Annotated in this window: 14 protein-coding genes; 8 read left to right on the plus strand and 6 right to left on the minus strand. The window is 64.7% G+C overall.

Going from position 1 to position 16,270, the window contains the following annotated elements; genetic code table 11:
* Nucleotides 1–66 precede the first annotated feature (66 nt).
* From Q0L57_RS24020 to Q0L57_RS24045, 6 genes are all read left to right on the plus strand, one after another.
* A complete protein-coding gene (locus tag Q0L57_RS24020) occupies nt 67–954 on the plus strand; it encodes a sigma-70 family RNA polymerase sigma factor (RefSeq protein WP_296745552.1) in 888 nt (295 codons plus the stop codon).
* A 130-nt stretch (nt 955–1,084) separates the two neighbouring features.
* Entirely contained in the window at nt 1,085–1,306 is a 222-nt protein-coding gene (locus tag Q0L57_RS24025; protein ID WP_296745553.1) for a hypothetical protein, read from the plus strand.
* Nucleotides 1,307–1,723: 417 nt separating this feature from the next.
* On the plus strand, nt 1,724–5,794 hold the full coding sequence (locus tag Q0L57_RS24030; protein ID WP_296745554.1) for a Pls/PosA family non-ribosomal peptide synthetase: 4,071 nt from the start codon (nt 1,724–1,726) through the stop codon (nt 5,792–5,794).
* Entirely contained in the window at nt 5,791–6,261 is a 471-nt protein-coding gene (locus tag Q0L57_RS24035) for an N-acetyltransferase (protein WP_296745555.1), read from the plus strand. The genes Q0L57_RS24030 and Q0L57_RS24035 overlap by 4 nt, the downstream gene beginning before the upstream one ends.
* Nucleotides 6,262–6,310: 49 nt before the next feature.
* Nucleotides 6,311–6,916, plus strand: a complete 606-nt coding sequence (locus Q0L57_RS24040) for a 4'-phosphopantetheinyl transferase (protein ID WP_296745556.1) — start codon at nt 6,311–6,313, stop codon at nt 6,914–6,916.
* Between the two features lie 74 nt (nt 6,917–6,990).
* Complete coding sequence (locus Q0L57_RS24045; protein ID WP_296745557.1) at nt 6,991–8,187, plus strand: CynX/NimT family MFS transporter; 1,197 nt, start codon at nt 6,991–6,993, stop codon at nt 8,185–8,187.
* A gap of 27 nt (nt 8,188–8,214) precedes the next feature.
* On the opposite strand, the gene Q0L57_RS24050 is transcribed toward Q0L57_RS24045, so the two are convergent.
* The 4 genes from Q0L57_RS24050 to Q0L57_RS24065 all read right to left on the minus strand — a co-directional run bounded on the left by Q0L57_RS24050 (nt 8,215) and on the right by Q0L57_RS24065 (nt 11,930).
* Nucleotides 8,215–9,111, minus strand: a complete 897-nt coding sequence (locus tag Q0L57_RS24050; RefSeq protein ID WP_296745558.1) for a hypothetical protein — start codon at nt 9,109–9,111, stop codon at nt 8,215–8,217.
* 10 nt (nt 9,112–9,121) lie between these two features.
* Complete coding sequence (locus tag Q0L57_RS24055) at nt 9,122–10,105, minus strand: SPFH domain-containing protein (protein ID WP_296745559.1); 984 nt, start codon at nt 10,103–10,105, stop codon at nt 9,122–9,124.
* A 13-nt stretch (nt 10,106–10,118) separates the two neighbouring features.
* Nucleotides 10,119–10,850: an NUDIX domain-containing protein gene (locus Q0L57_RS24060; RefSeq protein ID WP_296745560.1), complete on the minus strand. Its 732-nt coding sequence runs from the start codon at nt 10,848–10,850 to the stop codon at nt 10,119–10,121.
* Between the two features lie 201 nt (nt 10,851–11,051).
* Entirely contained in the window at nt 11,052–11,930 is an 879-nt protein-coding gene (locus Q0L57_RS24065; protein WP_296745561.1) for a LysR substrate-binding domain-containing protein, read from the minus strand.
* Between the two features lie 138 nt (nt 11,931–12,068).
* Here Q0L57_RS24065 and Q0L57_RS24070 point away from each other — a divergent pair, with 138 nt between their 5' ends.
* Nucleotides 12,069–13,463, plus strand: coding sequence for an FAD-binding oxidoreductase (locus Q0L57_RS24070; protein WP_296745562.1), 1,395 nt, complete (start codon nt 12,069–12,071; stop codon nt 13,461–13,463).
* A gap of 53 nt (nt 13,464–13,516) precedes the next feature.
* Here Q0L57_RS24070 and Q0L57_RS24075 read toward each other — a convergent pair whose 3' ends face one another.
* Nucleotides 13,517–14,047, minus strand: a complete 531-nt coding sequence (locus tag Q0L57_RS24075; RefSeq protein ID WP_296745563.1) for a dihydrofolate reductase family protein — start codon at nt 14,045–14,047, stop codon at nt 13,517–13,519.
* Between the two features lie 186 nt (nt 14,048–14,233).
* Between Q0L57_RS24075 and Q0L57_RS24080 the strand changes: the two genes are divergently transcribed.
* Nucleotides 14,234–15,112, plus strand: coding sequence for a GyrI-like domain-containing protein (locus tag Q0L57_RS24080; protein WP_296745564.1), 879 nt, complete (start codon nt 14,234–14,236; stop codon nt 15,110–15,112).
* Nucleotides 15,113–15,166: 54 nt separating this feature from the next.
* On the opposite strand, the gene Q0L57_RS24085 is transcribed toward Q0L57_RS24080, so the two are convergent.
* Complete coding sequence (locus Q0L57_RS24085; protein ID WP_296745565.1) at nt 15,167–16,201, minus strand: hypothetical protein; 1,035 nt, start codon at nt 16,199–16,201, stop codon at nt 15,167–15,169.
* Nucleotides 16,202–16,270: the final 69 nt, after the last annotated feature.

Consider the following 16,270-nt stretch of genomic DNA (forward strand, 5'->3'; position numbering starts at 1 on the left):
GCCGACGAAGCCGTGCCGGCCTGACCCCGGCGCGGCAGGCCAGCCGGCGACCAAGAGACGAGGACGATGAGCACAGCAAAATTCGGCCGCGCGGACCTCGAGGCCATGCTCGTCGGCCTGCGGCCGAAACTTCACCGCTACGCCGCGCGCATGGCCGGCTCGGCGATCGAGGGCGAGGACATCGTGCAGGAAGCGATGGTCAAGGCGCTTGCCGCACATGACGGCGGCGCTCTCGTCGAACGCCCCGAGCAGTGGCTGTTTCGCATCGCCCACAACGCGGCGCAGGATCATCTGCGCCGCCGCCAGCGGGAACGCTCCCGCATCGCCGAGGCGGACATGACAATAATTGAGGACCTCTCCGCCGATGCGGAGGCGAGACTGGCGGCGGCAACGAGCCTGCGCAGCTTCATGCGCTTGACGCTGGCGCAGCGCAGCGCCGTCATCCTCGTCGACGTGCTCGGGCTCAGCCTGTTCGAGACCTGTGAGGTGACGGGCGCGACGCTCGCCTCCACCAAGGCGGCGCTGCATCGCGGCCGGGCGGAGCTGAGGGCCATGGCGACGGCGCCGGACGACATGGCCGTGCCCAGGCTCGACCCGGAAGAAGAGCGCCGGCTGCGCCGCTACATCGACCTGTTCAACGCGCGCGATTTCGACGAGATCCGGGCGCTGATCGCGGAGGACATCGAGGTCGACGTCGTCAACCGCACCCGCTTGCGCGGCAAGAAGGAAGTTTCGACCTATTTCGGCAATTACGACCGCATGAGCGACTGGGCGCTGTCGCTCGGTTTCGTCGAGGGCCAGCCGGCGATCCTGATCCGCAACCCGCAAGAAGGCGACGCGCTGCGCGGCTTCATGCTTATGGAATGGAGCGGTGATGTGGCCGTGCGTATCCGCGATTTCCGCCACGCAACCTATTGCCTTGCCGACGCGGATATCCGCGTCATTGGCGATTGATCGTCATGCCAAGCACCAACCCATCAAATAATCGTGAGGATGCGTGATCGTCACGGATCGGCCATCAGAGCAGCCACTTTGGGCGGCGTAGGGACAGCTACTTGAGCCTTTGCTCATCAAGGAGGACACCATGATTCGTAAAGTTCTGGCCACAGCCTCGGTTGTTGCGCTTGTCAGCATGCCGGCACTCGCCGCGACCCAGTACTGGGTGGCGAAAGACGCCTCGACCAAGAAGTGCTCGGTGGTCGACACGAAGCCGGACGGCAAGAAACTGACCGACGCAGGGACGAAGGCCTATGATTCCAAGGGCAATGCCGAAAAGGCTCTGAAAATGCTCAAGGACTGCAAGTGACATCAAAGCCCCGCCCGGCACAATCCGGGCGGGGCTTTCCACGGGCAGGCATCAATGCCGCCCGAAACGATCGAGCGCAGGCGAGCCGCGCAACGCCGGGACATCTCCCATCCGCGGCTCGAACCAACCGATCAGCCGGCGCGATGCTTCCGCGACCGGCGACATCCAGATTTCACGTAACTGACGTAAGGGTGGAACGGCTCGCCGTGCGGCGGATCGGTGGAACCGCCTCGCAGGTGCGTGTCTTCCTGACGGCAGGGCCAATTCGTGCGGGCTTCGGCTAGCCTGGGACGCCACGACGCAGACCCCATCTCAAATCGGCCGCAAAGGCAAATCAACTGGCCCAACATCACCAGCTTATTGTCTTTTGGCCAATCACGGCATAGTGCGAGCGAACACGAACTCGCGGGGTTCCCAATGTCCCTCAATGAAGCAAGCAAACCCGCCAAGAAAAACGCGAGCCAGGCCAAAGTAGTGGCGGGATCGCCGGCGCGCGACCAGGTTCTTGTCGGCCCCGATTTCATCCACAAGGGCGAGCCGCATGAGAGGCTCGACCGGTTTTTCGGCGATCTGGCGAGCCGTTTCGACGCGGCGCCCGCGGTTATTTCCCATGGCCGGCCCTGGTCTTATCGCGAGCTGAACAATCGCGCCAACCAGTTTGCGCATCTTTTGATCGAGCGCGGCGTGAAGCCGGGCGACAGGATCGGCCTGCTCCTGGACCGTTCGGCCGAAACCTATATCGCCATCCTGGCGGTGATGAAGGCGGGCGCGGCTTTCGTCCCGCTTGCCACCGCGTTCCCCGAAGACCGCATGATCATGATCATCGAGGACGCCAACGTCACGATGGTGATCAGCGTCTCCGGCTATGCCGCGCGCGTGGCGCGCCTGCCGGTGCCGCATATCTCGATCGACTCGGCGGAATCCGAGATCGCGCTGCAACCGGAAACCGCGCCGCTGCCCGAGGGCAGCCACGACCAGACCTGCTACATCCTCTATACGTCGGGCACCACGGGTAAGCCGAAGGGCGTGGTCATCACCCATCAGAGCTTCTGCAATTTCATCCGGGTCGCGGCTGCGTCCTACGGCTATCAGCCCGGCGACCGCGTCTACCAGGGCATGACCATCGCCTTCGACTTCTCCTCGGAGGAGATCTGGGTGCCGTTCGCGGCCGGCGCCACCGTGGTGCCGGCGCCCGGCCAGCAGCCGCTGGTGGGCGAGGAACTGGCAGCCTTCCTGCGCGAGCACAACATCACCTGCATGGCCTGCAGCCCGACGCTGCTGTCGTCGATCGAGAGCGACGCGCCGAGCCTGCGCGCGATCCTCGTCGGCGGCGAGGCCTGCTCGCACAAGCTTGTGGTGCGCTGGGCGAAGCCCGGCCGCCAGATCCTCAACACCTATGGCCCGACCGAAGCGACGGTGACCGCCACCATGGCGCTGCTGACGCCGGACGAGCCGGTGACGATCGGCAGGCCGCTGCCCACCTACTCCATCGCCATCCTCGACCCGGAAAAGCCGAAAGTGCTGACCGGCGACGCTCTCGGCGAGATCTGCATCGGCGGCATGGGCGTGGCGGTCGGCTATCTCAATCGACCGGAATTGACCGACCAGAAATTCATCAAGGATTTCATTGGTCTGCCCAACAACCCCAGCGGCCGCATCTATCGGACTGGCGACCTTGGCCGCATCAACGACAAGGGCGAGATCGAATATCACGGCCGCATCGACACGCAGGTGAAGATCCGCGGCTACCGCATCGAGCTGGGCGAGATCGAGGCCGTGCTGCTGGATCAGCCGAGTATCGCGCAGGCTGCGGTCACGACCTGGGAGATCGAACCGGACCGTACGGAACTGGTCGGCTACTATGCGCCCAAGGTCGGCGGCGAAGGAGTGGACCGCACGGCGCTGGTGCAGGAGCTGAAGCGGCGGCTGCCCGACTACATGGTACCGGCCTATCTGGAGCAGCTGCCGGCGATCCCGATGACCGTCTCCAACAAGGTCGATACGCGGAAACTGCCGAAGCCGACCAGCGCGCGCGTCGCCGCCGGCCATGCGATGATCGATCCGCGCAACGAGGATGAGAAGTTCCTCGTCGACACGCTGCAGGACGTGCTGAAATTCGAGGACGTCTCCATCGAGGACCATTTCTTCGACGATCTCGGCGCCAACTCGTTGCTGATGGCCCGGTTCTGCGCGCGAATCCGATCGCGCAAGGCGTGGGCGACCACCTCGATGCGCGACATCTACCTGTATCCGACGGTCGCCAAGCTCGCCGACCACCTGCGCGCGCCGCAAATGGCCGCCGTTGCCGCCAGCGAGCCGATGCTGACGCACCGGGCCTCCAACCTCGCGTATTGGACCACGGGCTTCGGCCAGCTGCTGTTCTACGCCACCTACAGCTATCTGTCGCTCTGGGCGATCAATGACGGTCTCAACTGGGTCTATGACGCCCTGGACGACGCGCCCACCCTCTACATGCGCTGCGTTCTGTTGTCCGCTGGCGTCTTCTTCGGGCTCACCGGCTTTGCCGTCCTCGCCAAATGGCTGCTGGTCGGCCGCTGGAAGGCCGAAACATTCCCGATCTGGGGCTGGCAGTATTATCGCTTCTGGGTCGTGAAGACCCTGGTGCGCTCGGCACCGGTCGTGCTGTTCCGCGGCAGTCCGCTCTACAGCCTCTACCTGCGTCTGCTCGGCGCGCGGCTCGGCAACCGCACGGTCATCGAATGCCGCTCCGTTCCGGTCTGCACCGATCTGATCACGATCGGCGACAACTCGATCCTGCGCAAGGAATCGATGATCCTCGGCTTCCGCGCCCAGGCCGGCTACATCCATACCGGCCCCGTCGACATCGGCAACGACGCCTTCATCGGCGTCGGCTCGACCCTGGATATCGACACCCGCATGGGCAATGGCGCGCAGCTCGGCCACGCCTCCTCGCTGCATCGCGGACAGGTGATCCCAGTCGGCGAGCGCTGGCACGGATCGCCGGCGATCCCTACCGAGGCCAATTACTGCACGGTTCCCAACGTGCCGCTGTCGCGTGTGCGCCGCGTCGTCTACGAGACGATCCAGCTCTTCATCCTCTTCGCCATCGTCACGCCGTTCCCGCTCCTGTTCCACACCTATTGGGAAAATGTCAGCGACGACTACCAGGAGACCATCGGCATCGTGGCGATCGGCACCACGGTCACGGTGGCCGGCTTCATCGTCGGCGGCGTGCTGCTGGCGGCGCTCGTGCCACGGCTGTTCAACCTGCTGCTCAAGCCCGGCCGGAACTACTCGCTATACGGTTTCCATTACTGGCTGCAGTCGATGCTGGAACTGGTCAGCAACGTGCGCCTGCTGAACGTGCTGTTCGGCGACAGCTCGGCCGTCGTCTACTACCTGCGCGCCATCGGTTGGCGGCTGAACAAGGTGGATCAGACCGGCTCGAATTTCGGCACCAACCAGCGGCACGAGAACCCGCTGCTCAGCGAAATCGGCTCGGAAACCATGGTGTCCGACGGCCTGTTCATGGTCAACATGCAGAAGTCGGCCAACTCCTTCCGGCTCGAGCACACGCGGGTCGGCGACCGCAACTTCTTCGGCAACAACATCATCTATTCGCCGGATTCCCGCACCGGCGACAACTGCCTGCTCGGCACGAAGGTGCATGTCCCGGTGGACGGTCCGATCCGCGAGAATGTCGGCCTGCTGGGCTCGCCGCCCTTCGAGATCCCGCGCATGGTCAATCGCGACAGGGAGCTGCTCGGACTGATTTCCGACAAGGAGCGCAACCGCCGCCTGCCGCGGAAGAACCTGCACAATCTCGTCACCGCGCTGCTGTTCCTGGTCGCCCAGTGGCTGATCCTGTTCCTCACGCTTGCGATCTGGGACCGCGCGCTCAACTATTACACCGAATGGGGTCAGACCGCCCTGTTCGTGGCGGTGGTGCTGACCACGGCGATCGGACTTCCGTTCTACATCTTCCTCGAACGCGTCAGCCTCGGCTTCCGCCGGCTGAAGCCGCGCATGGCGACGATCTACGACCCGGTGTTCTGGCGGCATGAGCGTCATTGGAAATTGTCGGATTCGCCGATCATGGGCCTGTTCACCGGCACCCCGTTCAGGCCGCTCATCCTGCGCCTGGTCGGCGTCAAGGTCGGACGACGCCTCTATGACGGGGGAAGCATCATAACCGAGCGGTCTCTGGTCGACCTCGGCGACGACGTGACGCTCAACGAAGGCTGCGTCATCCAGGCCCACTCGCTCGAGGAAGGCGCGTTCAAGTCCGACTACATCCGCATCGGCGATGGCTGCACGCTGGCCCCGTCCGCCTTCGTCCACTACGCAGTGGTAATGGGCAAGGGATCCGTCGCCGACGTCGACTGCTTCGTGATGAAAGGCGAGGTGATCGAGCCTAACACCGTCTGGCGCGGCAACCCGGCGAAGCTCTACGGCGTCGTGACGCCGATCGATGCGCGCGCGATGAAGATCGGCCACGCGCCGTGAAAGACCACGCCGGCTTGAGCGACCAGCCGGTCGCCCTGGAGCCTGTCGGAAAAGGCAACAGGGCGGCGATACTGGCGCTCGAGTTGTTGCCTGAGCAGCAAGAGTTCGTCGCTTCCAACGCAGAATCGCTGGCCGAGGCCCGGCACGATGACGAGGCCATCGCCCGCGCCGTCGTCGCCGTCGGGCGTGTCGTCGGATTTCTGATGTACAGCGCGCCCGACGACGATGACGAGGCGATCATCTATCGTTTCATGATCGACCGCCGCGAGCAGGGCAAAGGCCTGGGACGTGCCGCTGTCGCCATGGCGCTGGAGGAGATCAGGCGCCTGGAGCACATACGCCGCGTTTCGATCTGCTACGAGCCGGAGAACGAGGCGGCGCGCCGCCTTTATGCCAGCTTCGGTTTCGTCGAGCAGGGATTGGACGAGGACGACGAGATGATCGCCGTGCTCGAATTGAGCCGGTAAGGCGTTGCGCGGCCGGTCCGAGAGCGCTCCAACCGCAACCGAGACGGCGGTGGACCGCGCCCTGGCCGCCCTTGCGCCACCCGGCCTGATGACCGGCTGCCGCCATATCCAGGCTGGGGACGAACAGCATCTCCTGCCGGCGGAAAGCGCCTCCATCGGCACGCGAGAAAGCAAGGCGCGCGCGGCCACCGGCGCGGGCCGCCACATCGCGCACGAACTGCTGCTGCGCATGGGATTCGCGGATCTCGCCGTGTTGCGAGGCCGTTCGGGAGACCCGATCTGGCCGGCGGGTGTCGTCGGTTCGATCGCGCATGATGACGAGATGGCCGTGGCGGTCGTCGCGCGAGCCGGCGCGTTGCGAAGCGTCGGCATCGACATCGAGCCCGCCTTGCCGTTGCCTGCGGAGCTCCGGTCGGTGGTGGTCGCGCCGCGAGATCGCCTCGGCGATCTCGGCACCGGTCTCGATGGCCGCATCCTCTTCGCGGTCAAGGAGGCTGCCTACAAGGCGTCGTTTCCGCTCGACGGCCGGGTGCTGGGCTTCGAGGACATCGCCGTCGACTTCGAAGCGGGCGAAGCCGTCACCTCGTTCGGCCGCCGGCTCGCTGTACGCTTTGCCGTCACCCCCAGAATCCTGGCGCTGGCTTACCCGGCATAGGGCGCCAGGAACCGTGCGGGCTAATCGGCGGCTTCACCTGCAAGCCGATTGGTGCATTATCCTACGGATCGATCGTGGGGGGCCTCATCATCATGCGCAGTCGCTGGACCATGCTTGCCGTGCTCTTTGTCGCCCGGGCGGCGATGGCGGTGCAATTCCAGAGCATCGCGGCCATCGCGCCGGAACTGGGCAAGACACTGAACGCCAACCTTGCCGATATCGGCGTGCTCATCGGGCTGTATTTCGCGCCGGGCGTCGCGCTGGCGCTGCCCGGCGGCGCGATTGGCAGGCGCTTCGGCGACAAGGCGACGGTCCTCGCCGGCCTGGCCTTGATGCTGGCCGGCGAAATCCTGCTCGGCGCCTCGACGTCGTGGAGCGTGCAGGTCACGGGGCGGCTCATCTCCGGCGTGGGCGGCGTGCTGCTGAACGTGCTGATGACCAAGATGGTCGTCGACTGGTTTTCGGGCCGGCAGATCGCCACGGCGATGGCGATCTTCATCAACTCGTGGCCTTTGGGCATTGCGCTTACGCTTGTCGCGTTGCCGCTCTTCCAGGCGGGATCCGGCATAGCGGGAGCGCAGATCGCGGTGATGGCGCTGATTGTCGCCGCGTTGGCGCTGGTCGGGCTTTTCTACCAGCCGCCGGGACAGGGCGCCGCGCCGGCTTCGGCGGAAGGTTCGCGGCTGGCGAAACCAGCCATCCTGGCCGTGCTGCTGGCTGGCTCGATATGGGCGCTCTATAATGTCGGTTTCGCCATGATCTTCAGTTTCGCGCCGTCGATGCTGGTAGAGCGCGGCTGGTCGACCGCCGCTGCAGGCTCGGCGGTCAGCATCGTGCTGTGGCTCGCGGCTCTCTCCGTTCCAGCCGGAGGCTATCTCGCGGACCGGACCGGGAGCCGCAACGCGATTCTGGCGGCAAGCTGCCTTGCCTTCGCGGCACTGACCCTCCTGCTTTGGCAAGGTTCGCCGGTGATGCCCACCATGGTAGCGCTCGGCCTCGTCTGTGGACTCCCGGCCGGATCGATCATGAGCCTGCCGGCGCGCGTGCTGGCACCGACGACTCGGGCGCCGGGGATGGGCCTCTTCTATACGGTCTACTACGCCACGATGCTGGTTGCTCCCTGGCTCGGCGGCAAGCTTGCGCTTTGGGCGGGCAGCGCCGGCGCAGCCCTCGGCCTCGGATTCGGCGCGCTGCTGGCCTGTCCTCTTCTTCTATGGGAATTCGAACGTCGGCTGCGCGCACAGGCGCCGACGGCCACCCAGGCGGTTTGAAGGACCGAGATAAAGCCTGCGTTGCCTTTATCGGTCGCTGACCAGACGCAGCACCCGGGACGCCGGCGAAAGCCGCACCTGCCTGCCCCAGTCGAAGGCGACAAAATCCTGCTCGATGCCGTCGGCGAAGATGACGCCGCCCTCGTTCATGCGCGAGGTGATGAACAGCGGCCTGTCGGTGATCTTGCCGGCGCGCAGCCTGGTGGCGGTGGCGACGCTCGGAAAGGGCTCGCGCACCCAGAAACCGACCGCATGTTCCTCGCGGCCAAGCGACAATTCCAGATGCGTCGCTTCCATGATCGAGCGCGCCCAGCCCGTCGCGCCGGTGCCGGATGCGACGATGAGACCGCTGGAGGAATGGTCTTCCGTCTCGCCTTCCGCCTCGATGCGGTAGCGGGCCGACTGGTGGCTGCGATGGCCGACGAAGATCTCGTTCAACGCAAGAAGCGTCTCGCCGTCGCCAAGCTCCGCCTGGACCATGGTGCGCGCCTCCACCTTGACGTCACCGGTGACGGCCGCCGCAAGCAGCTTGGCAAGCCTGCCGACGCCGATCCGCGCAAGCACGCCGTCATAGAGATCCGGGGCCGGATTGACGCCGAGCACCGGCTGGCCGTTGAGATATTTGGCGACGTTGGCCACCAGCCCGTCCTGGCCGACCGGCACCACGACATCGTCGGGCGCGAAGAGGAATCGGTCGAGGTCGGCGCGCCTCACCAGCGTCTGCCGCCAGTCCGCCGGGACAGCCGCGCGAGCGGTGCCCAGCACCGTATGGAAACGATCGTGCCGGGCCTCCAGGTCCTCGAGGCGCTGGCCACGCGTCTCGAGGAAGAAGCGCGCCTGGTCACGCGTGGCATGGTGCGCGACCAAGAGCTCGTAATCGGTCTCACGCGTCACGAAGACCGCGCGCGGACGGTTCGAGGCCATGGCTTCCTCCTTAGCCGGCTTCAATCACGGCCGGGCTTTTGCGGAATTCGCCGAGCACGGTGGCGAGCAGGTCCGGCGTCACGTTGACGTGGTCGATCTTTTCCAGCTTGCCGGCGAGCTGCTGGGCGGCAAGGCCAAGCAGGATGGCGGGCGGCAGGTCGCGGTAGATGGCGATGTGCTGCCGCTCCGTCTCGGCCTTCGCACCCTCGATGGTGCGGATGCGCCCGGCCTCCGCGCCAGCCTCGATCTGCCGCGCCTCGGCGGTGCCGGTGGCACGGGTGCGGGCGTTTTCGGCCTCCTCGGCGATCAGCAGCTTCTCGCGCCGCGCCAGCTCGGTCTTGTTCGCGAGCTCGTTCTCGGCAATCGCCCGTTCCTTCTCGACCGCGAGCGCGCGGCGTTCGAAGGTCGCTTCGTCGGCCTTCTGCTGGAGGGCTTCAAATGTTGGCGTCTGCAGCGCCCGCTCCAGCTCGCTGGTCGGCGTGAGGTTGGTGAGCCTCACGGTGACCGCCGCGACGCCGATGTCGGTCAGCGCCGAGTCGGCGGCGACCACTGCCTGCAGGCGCTCGCGCAACGGCGCCGGCCCGGCGTCGAGCAGGGCGCGCACTGGCGCCTGGCCGAGATATTGCTGGACCGCCTGATTGGCGATGCCGGCAATGCGGGCCTGGATCCTTTCGACCGGCTCGCCGCGCAGCTTGCCGGTCCTGAGGTCGATGCTGAAATCGACGCGCTCGGCGAGCCGCGCGGGGTCGACGACGTGCCAGCCGATCGAGCCCTGCACCGCGACGGTCTGAAAATCCTGGCTGCGGCCCTTGACGAACAACGTCATCTCGCGGTCGTCCATCGGTATCTCCGCGATGCTGGCCGTTTCCCGCACGAACCAGAACACCAGCCCGCGGCCGCCCTGCACCACGTGGCCCTTGCTGTAACGGATAACGTGGCTGCTTGCCTCACTGCGGAGCTGGGCGAAGAAGCCGAATCTGCGGATCGTGGCCATGTTGGTATCTCCCTCAATCGGCCGTGGAATGTTGGAACCGGTAAAGCTCGGCCGGGCGGAAAGCCGCGCCCGCCTCATAGGCGCCCGTCGCCGCCAACCAGCCCTTGTCGAGTTGGCGCCGGCGGAAGGCCGGCTTGTTCAGCGCCGTGCCGAGAATGGCCTCGTGCACATCCTGCAGCTGCCGCAACGTGAACAGCTCGGGCAGCAGCGCGAACGCCACGTCTGAATAGTCGAGCTTGCCACGCAGCCTCAGCATCGCCATCGCGAGGATGTCGGCGTGGTCGAAGGCGAGCGCCAGCACCTCGTTTTCCGGCGACAGCACATTGACCGGTCCGCCCGCCTCGCCGGCCCAAGGCACCTGGATCGTGGCGGGCATCAGCGCCGGCATGGCGGACAGTGCTGCCGCGAAGGCCTGCTCCGTGAGCAACGCAAGGTAGGCGACACTGACGATGCGCATGCGCGGATCGCGATCCACCGCGCCGAAGGTGTAGAGCTGCTCGAGATGCGAATGCGCCATTCCGGCCTTATCGCGCAGCACGCGGACGGCCGCCGCATCGAGGGATTCGCCGATGCCGACGAAACCGCCCGGCACTGACCAGCGGCCGGCATGCGGGTGCTGATCGCGCTTGACCAGCAGGACGGCCGGCCGGCTTTCCCGCACCCCCAGCAGCACCAGATCGACCGCCACCGACGGTCGCTGGAAGACGCTGGGATCATACTCCTCGAGGAAATCGGTCTCGTTCATCGACGTATCTCGCATCTAATATGCAAGATACTTATATCCATATTGAAAATATGTCAACACGGACAAACGCGACGATGATTTTACAGCGGATACATCCTCAAAGCGGACCAGATTTGCGCAGGCGACGGGTTGGAGCCGGCACGCCCAACCGGCGGAGCAAGCCGCTTGAGAGCCAGGCGTGGCGCACCAGACTCGATATGCCTATAGAACCGTCCTCAGCCAAGCCAGGAAGGACTCTATCACCGCCGCGCGCGGGCTGTGGCGCATCCATACGACATAGAAGCTGTAGCCCGGCAGGGACAACGGATGCGCCTTGACGAGCGAGCCTTTCTCCAACTCACGGCCAACCACAACGTCGCTCAAGATCGCAATGCCTTGCCCGGCGACGACCGCGTCGATCGCATGCAGTTCCTCCCGGAAGCTCAGATCCCAGGCCTTGTCCGGGATCAGGTCCGGATCGATCGAGCGGGCCGTCGCCAGCCACCGGCGCCAGGTGGGAGCATCCGGATCCCGGTTCATCCAGTCGAAATGGATCAGTGGGTAACGCAGCAGGTCGGCGGCGCGCTCGACCGCCCGCCCGTCGCTTGCCAGCAATCCAGGGCTACAGATGGGAAAGAAGGAATCGCGGCCCACCTCTTGCGCCGCAAAGTCCAAAGGCGGCCGGCGTGTATAGCGGATCGCCACGTCCGCGGCCCCGGCGCGCAGATCGAGCAGCGCGTCCGTACCGATGATCTCCAGTGGAACGGCCGGGTTGGCCTCCCGCCACTTCGGCAGCCGGGGCACCAGCCATCGACTGGCGAAAGCATTCGGGCTCGTCACCCGCAGCGGCGCCTGGATATCAGGCTCGGTGACAGCGGCAAGGGACCCGGCGAGAAGATCGAAGCCGGCACGGACGACTGGAAATAGTCGTGCGCCCGCACCTGTCAGCACGAGGGGACGCGGCCGGCGCTGGAAAAGTTTCAGACCGCATATTTCCTCCAGCAGGCGGACCTGGTGGCTGATCGCTGTCGGCGTCACCCCGAGCTCCGCCGCCGCGGCCTTGAAGCTGCCGTGCCGGGCGGCGGCCTCGAAGGCATGCAAGGCGCGAAGGGGCAGCAAGTTCCTCATGCCCGGCAGTGTAGATGAATTTTGCTCATCCAGTAGCCGAGAATTTCGCTTTTGCGGAAGGTCGGGTCTTCGTGAGACCGTGGCCGCTGTTGCAAACGGAGGGCGACAGCGATGGAGACCGCAGGACAGGCCGATGCGCTATTGGGCCGATCGCATTCTCCAGGCATGGCGATCGCACAGCTGAGACAACGCTTGCGGGGCGAACTGGTGCTGCCGACAGACGCCGGCTACGACCAGGCGCGCGCTGTCTGGAACGGCGCCATCGACAAACGCCCGGCCGCGATTGTCTACTGCGCTGATCCCGACGACGTCATTCACGCCGTGACCTATGCGAGGTCGCACGGCCATCTCGTGGCAGTCCGCAGCGGCGGTCACAACGTCGCCGGCCTGTCCGTCTGCGACGATGGGGTGGTGATCGATCTGTCCCGTATGAAGACGATCGTCGTCGACCCCGAGCGCCGCACCGCCAGGGCCGAAGCGGGTCTGAACCTCGGCGAGTTCGACACGGCCACGCAGGCTCACGGTCTGGCGACGACCATGGGCGTCAACAGCGACACCGGCATTGCCGGCCTGACGCTCGGTGGAGGCATCGGCAAGCTCGGCCGAAAACACGGGCTGAGCTGCGACAATCTGATAGCCGCGGAAATTGTCACGGCCAACGGCCAGTTGCTGCGGACAAGCGCAAGCGAACATCCCGACCTGTTCTGGGCCTTGCAGGGCGGCGGCGGCAATTTCGGCATTGTGACGGCGTTCGAATACCGGCTGCACCCGGTCGGACCGGCCCTTCTCGTCGGCTCGGTGCTGCACGCTCACAATCACGCGCGTGAGGCCATGCGGTTCTACGACAAATTCTCGCGCGCCGCGCCGGACGAGTTGAGCGTCGACGCCGCGCTCGTCACACTGCCGTCGGGCGAGCCCGCCTTCAGCATATCGGCCTGCTATGTCGGGTCCCCTGAAGCGGGCGAACCCATCATCGCGCCGTTGATGGAATTCGGATCCCCCATCGATAGCCGCCTTCAGCCCATCCCGTATCTTCAGATCCAATCGGCGGGCGACACCATCTTCCCGCGCGGGCGACGCTATTACTGGAAAGCGCAGTTCCTGCGCGAGATCAGCGACGGCGCAATCGGCGCGCTGCTGGACAGCTACGCGAGAGCTCCCAATCAATCGTCGCTATTGGTTTTCCAGCAGGTCGGCGGTGCTATCGCCCGGATGCCTGCGTCGCACTCGCCCTACGCCAATCGCGACGCGGCAGTCGACTGTTTCCCGATCGCCATCTGGGATGACCCCGACGACGACGACGCCAACACCCGTTGGGCGCGCGAGCTGTGGAACGCGGTCAGGCCGTTCTCCACCGGCGGTGTCTATGCCAACAACCTTGGCGACGAGGGCGACGAGCGCGTGCGCGACGCCTACGGCGCGAACTACGCGCGCCTCGCCGCCATCAAGAAGCAACATGACCCAACCAACTTCTTCCGGTTGAACCAGAATATCAGGCCGGGATAACTCGCGATCCACGGCGCAGGCATGCGAATGTCGGGCTGCTTGGCGCTCGGCGATCAGAGAGGAACGTAGCTCAACCTTACCACGTCCTCGCCGATCCGATCGTTGGCCACAAGACGGAGCCGTGGCCGGGGGCCGGCGAAATATGGCTTGCCGTGACCAAGCACGACGGGGTGCAGGTAAATCCGATACTCGTCGATCAACCCAAGGTCGGTGAAGCTTCGCGCCAGGTCGGGACCCGCGACTTCGATCTCGCCGTCGCGTTCGGCCTTCAAGGCGCGCATCGCACCCTCGAGATCATCCCCGACAAGGGTGGCGTTGGGACCGACGGACTTCAATGAGCGCGAGACAACCCATTTCGGTTGTTTGCGCCAAGCCTTCGCATAGGCAAGCCGCTCGGCATCCCATTCAGGATGATCGTCGTCCCAGTAGCGCATGATCTCATACATACGGCGACCGTAAATGCTGCCGGCCTGCCGCTCGGCCTCCTCGATGAAAATGCGGAAGAGCGTGGGACTTGGCCCGAATGCCGTGTGATCGACATAGCCGTCCAGCGACTGGTTCATCCCAAAAACGAGCTTGGCCATGGCCGTTCCTTCACATGATCAATCGGCGCGGTTCCGATTGCGTTGTGCAATCAGTTGCAGGCTAGAGCGACTGCTTTTATTTTGCAATTGGTTTTGGCATGCGCATGAAGGTTCTCAAACCGCAAGATCGGTCGAGAACATTATGACCGTGAGCGGCTAAGTGGTGCGGCCACAGAGCAAGGAACAATGAAGGCGGCGCTTCCGAACTACCATGCCCGGATGCAACGGGCGCTTGACTACATAGACCAGCATCTCGACGGCGACCTGGATCTGGACACGGTGAGCCGCGTCGCGGCTTTCTCCAAGTTCCATTTCCACCGGCAGTTCACGGCGACCTTCGGGTTGTCCGTGCATCGCTATGTCCAACTCACCCGCATGAAGCACGCTTCCTACAGGCTCGCCGACAGCGGGAGCGTCACGGAGGTGGCGATGGATGCCGGTTACGACGCGCCGGATGCTTTCGCCCGCGCCTTTCGGCAACGGTTCGGACAGTCGCCTTCGTCGTTCCGCAAGTCCCCCAACTGGGGAGCGTGGCTTATGGCCTTCGGGCCTCTCGACAATGCCAGGAGAAAGCTCATGCAGATAATCTTCACCCCGGACGACGTGACGATCCGCGATGTGCAGCCCACGCCGGTGGCGATCATGGAGCATCGCGGAGACCGGGCGACGCTCGGCGACACCATCCAGCGGTTCATCGCCTGGCGAAAGGCCGCCGGCCTGTCGCCGGAGACGAGCCCGACCTTCAACATCTTCCGCTCAGAGCGATGTCCCGCGGTCGCGGCCGATTACAGTATGGACATTTGCGTCGGGACCGACCAGCCGATCGCGGCGGACGACAAGCAGATGAAGGCCGGCATGATCCCCGGCGGCCGCTGCGCGGTGCTGCGCTACCCCGGCAACACCAACAATCTCGAGCCGGCCGGGCTCTATCTCTATCGCGACTGGCTTCCGGCCAGCGGCGAGGAAGCGCGCGACTTCCCGCTCTATTGCCAGCGACGGCTGTCCTTCGCCCCGGATAGGCCGGTTCCTGAGATTGTCGTGGAAGTGTTCCTGCCACTGAAATAGCGCTTTCGAATCGCGGCTTGCCCCTTCAAGCAGCGGGAAGCAGGCAGGCTGCCATCAACTCCCGGCGAGATCGAATTCGATCCGTGTGACCGTATCACCGTTCACGATGGCGAACCGGTTGGTAGCGGCATCGAACGCCATCGGGGGTGGCTTCGCGTCGTCGTCAGAGTTCCAGACGATGCTTCCGACTTGAAGGCCTGACCGCAACTCGCGCCAAGCATGGGTGATCTTGCCTGTCGAAAGGTCGATCAGCTTTGGATATCGATAGAGCGAAAGCACAAATCGCTCCCCAATTGGAAGGATCGTCCCGGCTGGCTCGTCCAATTGGAAGGACTGAAGGCATTTTTGCTGAAGCAGATCGCAAACAGCCAGCCCACGCGGCTGAAGACGTTTGCCGCTGCCCTTTTCGACGTCGTCGTTACCTTCTGGTTCAGCCGAGGCGGCGATGACAAGGCGGTCATCAGTAATCCAGCAGGCGGAACTTTCCTCGGCCAAAGCGGGATTGAATAATGTGTGGAGGTCAGGTCCGCCGTCGAGATTACGCGGATCCGCAAAGGCGGCGGCGAGGTCGAAGGCGGCGACAAGGTCCAGTGGATGCCATACCCAGCCGGCGCTGAGAAGACGTTTGGCCTTGGGGCTCACTGCAAAACGCGAATGGAAAAAGTCAGACGGCTTGCGATCAGGTGACTCGGTAAGCGATCTACCCGTTTCGGCATCCTCTAGATCGATGCGGCAATAGTCTCTAGGGCAGTGCGCGAGCAGAACGCGGCCGTCCCGGCTATTGAACAGGGCAACGGGATATTCATAGGCGTCCGCATGATAGAAACTGCGCTCTAGTTCACGAACGATCCGTCCATCGCGGAGCAGAAGCGCTTTTGTTCCAAGTCTTTGGTAGATAACTGCAAAGCGACCGTCCGGCGATGCCGTCGCCGCATCGAAACGGTAGCCAAATCTGACGTTCGCGCCACGCTCCGAGCCGTCAGCAGCGAATGCCCGGCCGCCACCGACCCAGTCGACAAGTTCGTCGCCGCGCCAGCAGAGCGACTTGATGCCGGTTGCCTTGAAGCTTGATTGCGAAAAGAGAGCCATGCGAGGCATTTACCGAAATGGCGCGCCCGAAGAGATTCGAACTCCTGACCCCCAGATTCGTAGTCTGGT

Source organism: Mesorhizobium sp. (assembly GCF_024509055.1).
Classification (GTDB): domain Bacteria; phylum Pseudomonadota; class Alphaproteobacteria; order Rhizobiales; family Rhizobiaceae; genus Mesorhizobium.

Coding starts and splice junctions, on each gene's coding strand:
- Q0L57_RS24020 (WP_296745552.1), top strand. CDS start 67: ATGAGCACAGCAAAATTCGGCCGCGCGGACCTCGAGGCCATGCTCGTC.
- Q0L57_RS24025 (WP_296745553.1), top strand. CDS start 1,085: ATGATTCGTAAAGTTCTGGCCACAGCCTCGGTTGTTGCGCTTGTCAGC.
- Q0L57_RS24030 (WP_296745554.1), top strand. CDS start 1,724: ATGTCCCTCAATGAAGCAAGCAAACCCGCCAAGAAAAACGCGAGCCAG.
- Q0L57_RS24050 (WP_296745558.1), bottom strand. CDS start 9,111: ATGGCCTCGAACCGTCCGCGCGCGGTCTTCGTGACGCGTGAGACCGAT.
- Q0L57_RS24055 (WP_296745559.1), bottom strand. CDS start 10,105: ATGGCCACGATCCGCAGATTCGGCTTCTTCGCCCAGCTCCGCAGTGAG.
- Q0L57_RS24060 (WP_296745560.1), bottom strand. CDS start 10,850: ATGAACGAGACCGATTTCCTCGAGGAGTATGATCCCAGCGTCTTCCAG.
- Q0L57_RS24070 (WP_296745562.1), top strand. CDS start 12,069: ATGGAGACCGCAGGACAGGCCGATGCGCTATTGGGCCGATCGCATTCT.
- Q0L57_RS24075 (WP_296745563.1), bottom strand. CDS start 14,047: ATGGCCAAGCTCGTTTTTGGGATGAACCAGTCGCTGGACGGCTATGTC.
- Q0L57_RS24080 (WP_296745564.1), top strand. CDS start 14,234: ATGAAGGCGGCGCTTCCGAACTACCATGCCCGGATGCAACGGGCGCTT.
- Q0L57_RS24085 (WP_296745565.1), bottom strand. CDS start 16,201: ATGGCTCTCTTTTCGCAATCAAGCTTCAAGGCAACCGGCATCAAGTCG.